Below are 5,761 nucleotides of genomic sequence, written 5' to 3'. Positions count from 1 at the left end.
TTTTTTGCTCTAGTTTTTAATAATTATTAAATTAGTGTCTCAAGTAATCAATTTATATTCACTAATTCAGTTTTAATTATGGGAAAAGGAGATAAAAAGACAAGACGTGGAAAAATTATTATGGGATCTTATGGCAATAAACGACCAGGGAAAAATGGACTAAAGAAAAAAGAGACTGCTGAAGAATCAAAATAAAGCAACCCAAAAGGTTGCTTTATTTATGTTCTAATTTTATTTTTTTATTAAAACTCTTGTTTTAATTTTATTTTCGCAAAAAAAAGGTTGAAAAAATATAAATTTTATATACATTTGGATCAGATAATATTTTTTTTACCTACACCAAAATATTAATAACATTCATAATGAAATTAAGTCAAAAGCAAGTTGTATTTGAAAACGAGGTACTGACAAGATTTGACCTGTTTAAAAGCTTGTTTTTAACACTTCCATTTCAACGTGTAAAGCACACAGGTACTTTGTTGCCATTTTTTGCTGCGCACTGTGAAAGAGGTGTTGAGCAGCATTTAGCGCCAGAGCATATTATAGATAGCTTTTTTGGCCAATACGAGCAATATGTACAAGAAAGCGATCGGGTAGATTTACTTTTTCGTATTGTGCAATATATTGAAAGACAGGTTGTTTTGTTTGATGCGATTGAGGATTCTTCTTTTCAAGCTTTAGGAAAAACAGATGAAACGGCTGGTTTGGATTCTTTGTTCAAATTAGCGCAAACTGATCCAAAGTTGAAGAGCCGCATCGTAGAGAAATTGAAAGACTTCTCTGTTCGTCTTGTTTTGACAGCACATCCTACGCAGTTTTATCCAGGACCTGTGTTGGGTATTATTAACGATTTAATTGAAGCTATCAAAAATAATGATATTCCAAACATTAATTTGTTGCTTCAGCAGTTAGGTAAAACGCCTTTTATCAAAAAACAAAAGCCTACGCCAGTAGATGAGGCTATAAGTTTAGCTTGGTATTTGGAAAATGTGTTCTACAAAGTTACTTCAAGTATTCATTCAAAAATTGATTCGGAATTAGAATTACCTTCTGATGATGTAAAACAATTGATTGAATTAGGATTCTGGCCAGGAGGTGACCGTGATGGTAATCCAAATGTGACGGTAGAAAGCACGAAAAAAGTAGCAACTATGTTGCGTACTATACTTTTTAGATGTTATTACCGTGATTTTAGAGTTGTAAAAAGAAGAATTACTTTCCGTGGTGTCGAACAATATCTTGAAAATCTTCAAGAGTTGTTGTACAATAATAGTTTCAACCCAGTAGAGAATCCTGTGGACGAGACATCCAAAATATTAGAGAATTTAAATAATATCAAGGATGTATTGTACAAATACCACAATGGATTATTTGTAAATCTAGTGGAAGATTTAATTCGTAAAGTAAATACTTTCGGATGTTATTTCACGACATTGGATATTCGTCAGGATAGTTCCATACTAAGAAAAACAGTTAGTTATTTAGTTGAAACATTTGATGGCAAAACAGGTTTAAAACAGTCTGATTTAGATCTTGATGAAGAAGCGAAACAAAAAGCTTTTAAATTCAACGAAGAACAACTTGATTTCTCTACAGAAGCTGATGCGTTAGTACAGGATACTTTAGGTGTAATCCGATTGTTAAAAGATATTCAAGCCTCAGGAAGTGAGCGCGCGGCACAGCGTTTTATAATTTCCAATTGCCAACAAGCTTCTGATATTTTGGGATTGATGCAATTGTTCTTGTGGCAAGGATGGAAAAAAGAATCCCTAACAATTGATTTTGTTCCTTTATTCGAGACCGTAGATGACTTGTCTAGAGCGCGTAGTGTAATGCAAGCTTTGTATACCAATAAAGCTTATGCAACGCATTTGAAAAAACGTGGCAATAAGCAAACAATTATGCTAGGTTTCTCAGATAGTACCAAAGATGGTGGTTATTTGATGGCGAACTGGTCCATTTATAAAGCAAAAATCGAATTGACAGCATTAGCGCGTGAATACGATGTAGACTTAGTGTTTTTTGACGGTCGTGGTGGACCTCCTGCACGTGGCGGTGGTAAGACTCAGCGATTCTATGCAGCCATGGGTGGCGAAATAGAAAACAAACATATTCAATTGACGATTCAAGGACAGACCATCAGTAGTCAATACGGATCATTGGATACCGCGCAATATAATATTGAGCAATTGTTGCATGCAGGTTTGATTTCCGAGATCAAACAAAATAGCAGTGATACATTGACCGAGAAACAAAAAAGTGTGATAGATGATATGGCTGCGGAAAGCCATCGTAAATTTATGACTTTGCGTAATCATCCTCAATTTTTGAAATATTTAGAAAAATTGAGTCCGTTGAAAGCGTTGTCATCAATCAATATCAGTAGTAGACCTGTAAAACGTAATTCGGATAAAGAATTGAGATTGCAGGATTTGAGAGCGATTTCTTTTGTAACATCTTGGAGTCAATTAAAGCAAAATATTCCAGGTTTCTTTGGGGTAGGTAGTGCTTTACAATGGGCTGAAGAGAATAACTTGTGGTCGTATGTGCGTAATTTGTACCAAACGTCAGGTTTCTTTAATACATTGGTTGATAACTGTATGATGTCGATGACAAAATCTAATTTTGACATTACAGCATACATGAAAGACGATAAGGAATTTGGAGATTTTTGGAAAATGCTGCATGATGAATATGAAAAAACAAAAGCATATTTATTAAAATTGAGCAATGCGAATGTGTTAATGGAAAATTATCCCGTAGAGCGTGCTTCTATTCTCGAGAGAGAGAAAATTGTATTGCCGCTTTTGATTATTCAACACTATGCAATACGCGCAATTGACAATAATCGATTAAGTGAAGAGCAACAAGAAATTTATAGAAAAATCATCGGACGAACAATATATGGAGTCGTGAATGCAGGTAGAAACCTAGCCTAAGACTTATTCTGAAAGTTTTAAGAATCTTTATCAGATATTTTATATTTTTGTGTTCGGAAAAATTGAATAAACATGAAATTTAATACATTATTTGTTGCGGCAATCTGTGCAAGTTCATTGATGACTTCATGCGTACATGATACTGCTAAGGAAAATCAATTGAAATACACGCATACATCTTTAGTAGATGGAGATGCTTACGCGTTTTTTCAAGTTGTAGGTGAAACAGCATTAGATGGCGTTAAATACGCAGAATATGCTGAAAAATCTGGCGATGCAAAATCTACAGAAATTGCGACTAAAGTAAAGGCTTTCTATACACAATTGTTGCCTACTTTAGATTCTTTAGCTACAGCGAATCAAGTTGATTTCCCAATCAAAGGTATTCCTCAAGGTCATGGCGAAGAAGAAGCTAATACTGCAACGGTAGCTGATTCTACAGCACATACAGCTACAGTAGCACATGAGGCGCACGATCATTTTGATTATGCGCACCATGCACAGCATGAGTTAGCAACAGTGAAAGATCATTTAACTCGTTTAACTCACAATACTAATGCTGCTTTGCGTTCATTCGCAAAAGAGCAATTAGAAATTGTCTCTGAGTTGTACGTTCAAATTGGTGGTAAAGAAGAAGCTCACGGGCATCACTAAGCCAATAGAACTTTAGATATTGAAAGGCGTCAAATTTTTGACGCCTTTTTTGTTTAATGAAATTTTCAAAATTTCATATTTGATATGCTAATAACACTTGTTTTATTTTATTTTTATAAAAAACATGTATAAAATGTTAAAATTTCAATAAAAATCAATAAATGTTATGATTTTTGTTTTTAAAGCTGTTATTTTGTGTTATTAAATAATTTAGAAATAACTCAAAGAAAAATATAAATTATGTGTGGTATTATTGGAGCATTTGAATTAGTGCAAGAGGAGTCGCAGATTAGACCCCAAGTATTAGAAATGTCAAAACGTATTCGTCACCGCGGACCAGATTGGTCAGGTATCTTCAGCTCATCTAAAGCTATCTTGGCGCACGAGCGTTTAGCTATTGTAGATCCTAAATCAGGAAGTCAACCGTTGTACAGTCCTGACGGGAAAGTTGTATTAGCAGTTAATGGTGAAATCTACAATCATCAAGAACTACGTAATTCCTTACCACATTATAATTTTGCTACTAATTCAGATTCTGAAGTAGTATTAGCTTTGTACTTAGAAAAAGGCCCTAGTTTCGTCGAAGATCTAAACGGAATTTTTGGCTTTGCATTATATGATTCAAGAAAAGATTCATTTTTCGTAGCACGTGATCATATGGGGATTATTCCTTTGTACTATGGTCGTGATGATGAAGGTCAATTTTTTGTTGCTTCGGAATTGAAATCATTAGAAGGTTTCTGTACTACAATCGAACAATTTCCTCCAGGACATTATATTTACAGCAAAGAAGGTTTAGAACCTCAGAAATGGTATAAGCGTGATTGGGAATCTTATGAAACGGTAAAGGATAATGTGACGAGCATTGATGATTTACGCGATGCATTAGAAGCTGCTGTGCACCGTCAATTGATGTCCGATGTGCCTTATGGTGTATTATTATCGGGAGGTTTGGATTCATCAGTAATTGCTGCTGTTACGAAAAAGTTCGCTTCAAAACGTATTGAATCAGGTGATCAGGAAGAAGCTTGGTATCCACAATTGCATTCATTCGCAGTAGGATTGAAAGGTGCTCCTGATTTAGTAGCAGCTCAAAAAGCTGCTGATCATATTGGTACTATTCACCACGAAGTCAACTTTACTATTCAAGAAGGTTTGGACGCTATCCGCGATGTAATCTATCACTTGGAAACCTACGACGTTACTACAGTTCGTGCTTCTACACCAATGTATTTATTGGCTCGTGTTATCAAATCAATGGGGATAAAGATGGTGTTGTCAGGTGAAGGTTCGGATGAGCTGTTTGGTGGTTATTTGTATTTCCACAAAGCACCAAATCCTCAGGAGTTCCACGAAGAAACAGTTCGTAAACTGAAAAAATTATATTTATACGATTGTTTGAGAGCAAACAAATCTTTGGCAGCATGGGGTGTAGAAGGACGTGTTCCTTTCTTGGATAAAGAATTCATGGATGTAGCGATGCGGTTGAATCCAGCAGACAAAATGATTAAGGATGGTCGTATGGAAAAATGGGTAGTTCGTAAGGCTTTCGAAGACTACTTGCCAGAAAGTATTGCATGGCGTCAAAAGGAACAATTCTCTGATGGAGTAGGGTACAGCTGGATCGATACATTGAAAGCACAGGCTGAATCTAAAGTTACAGATGAGGAGTTTGCAGCGGCTGCTACACGTTTCCCTGTGAATACACCTAAAAACAAAGAGGAATATTACTACAGATCGATTTTCGAATCGCATTTCCCTTCTGAAGCTGCAGCGAAAACTGTTCCTTCAGTGAAATCAGTAGCTTGTAGTACACCGGAAGCTTTACTGTGGGATGCTTCATTCCAAAACTTGAATGATCCATCTGGTAGAGCGGTAGCAAGTGTACACAATGAGAGCTACGAAAAAGCTAAAACAGAAGTAGAAGTTAATTAATAGATTTTTTGTAGGTTTTTTCCGCTTTAAAAAGGAACAAAGAAATTTTAAAATTCATTTTGAATCTATAAAGACAAGTGTTATCTTTGTGCCGTTGGCAGGGAAAACCTACTAATATGATCCTGAATAGCTCAGCAGGTTAGAGCATCTGACTGTTAATCAGAGGGTCGCTGGTTCGAGCCCAGCTTCAGGAGCTAAAAAGCCGAATCTCATTAAGAGATTCGGCTTTTTCA

At 35.7% G+C, this 5,761-nt stretch carries 4 protein-coding genes and 1 tRNA gene; all 5 read left to right on the top strand.

Annotation, left to right across the window (positions count from 1 at the left end):
• Positions 1-78 precede the first annotated feature (78 nt).
• The 5 genes from G5B32_RS16605 to G5B32_RS16585 all read left to right on the top strand — a co-directional run bounded on the left by G5B32_RS16605 (position 79) and on the right by G5B32_RS16585 (position 5,722).
• Positions 79-195 carry a 30S ribosomal protein THX gene (locus G5B32_RS16605; RefSeq protein WP_165292614.1) on the top strand — a complete coding sequence of 39 codons (117 nt, stop codon included), beginning with the start codon at positions 79-81 and terminating at the stop codon, positions 193-195.
• Positions 196-362: 167 nt separating this feature from the next.
• Positions 363-2,939, top strand: a complete 2,577-nt coding sequence (locus G5B32_RS16600) for a phosphoenolpyruvate carboxylase (RefSeq protein WP_165292613.1) — start codon at positions 363-365, stop codon at positions 2,937-2,939.
• 72 nt (positions 2,940-3,011) lie between these two features.
• On the top strand, positions 3,012-3,593 hold the full coding sequence (locus tag G5B32_RS16595) for a hypothetical protein (RefSeq protein ID WP_165292612.1): 582 nt from the start codon (positions 3,012-3,014) through the stop codon (positions 3,591-3,593).
• A gap of 240 nt (positions 3,594-3,833) precedes the next feature.
• The gene (asnB, locus tag G5B32_RS16590) at positions 3,834-5,528 is read left to right on the top strand and encodes an asparagine synthase B (protein WP_165292611.1); all 1,695 of its coding nucleotides are present in this window, start codon (positions 3,834-3,836) and stop codon (positions 5,526-5,528) included.
• A 120-nt stretch (positions 5,529-5,648) separates the two neighbouring features.
• Positions 5,649-5,722: transfer RNA gene (locus tag G5B32_RS16585), tRNA-Asn, on the top strand.
• Positions 5,723-5,761: the final 39 nt, after the last annotated feature.

The organism is Sphingobacterium sp. SGL-16, from assembly GCF_011043515.1.
GTDB lineage: Bacteria > Bacteroidota > Bacteroidia > Sphingobacteriales > Sphingobacteriaceae > Sphingobacterium > Sphingobacterium litopenaei.
The sequence above is the reverse complement of the archived record's forward strand: the minus strand, read 5'-3'. Positions and strand labels throughout refer to the sequence as shown.

Coding starts and splice junctions, on each gene's coding strand:
- G5B32_RS16605 (WP_165292614.1), top strand. CDS start 79: ATGGGAAAAGGAGATAAAAAGACAAGACGTGGAAAAATTATTATGGGA.
- G5B32_RS16600 (WP_165292613.1), top strand. CDS start 363: ATGAAATTAAGTCAAAAGCAAGTTGTATTTGAAAACGAGGTACTGACA.
- G5B32_RS16595 (WP_165292612.1), top strand. CDS start 3,012: ATGAAATTTAATACATTATTTGTTGCGGCAATCTGTGCAAGTTCATTG.
- asnB (WP_165292611.1), top strand. CDS start 3,834: ATGTGTGGTATTATTGGAGCATTTGAATTAGTGCAAGAGGAGTCGCAG.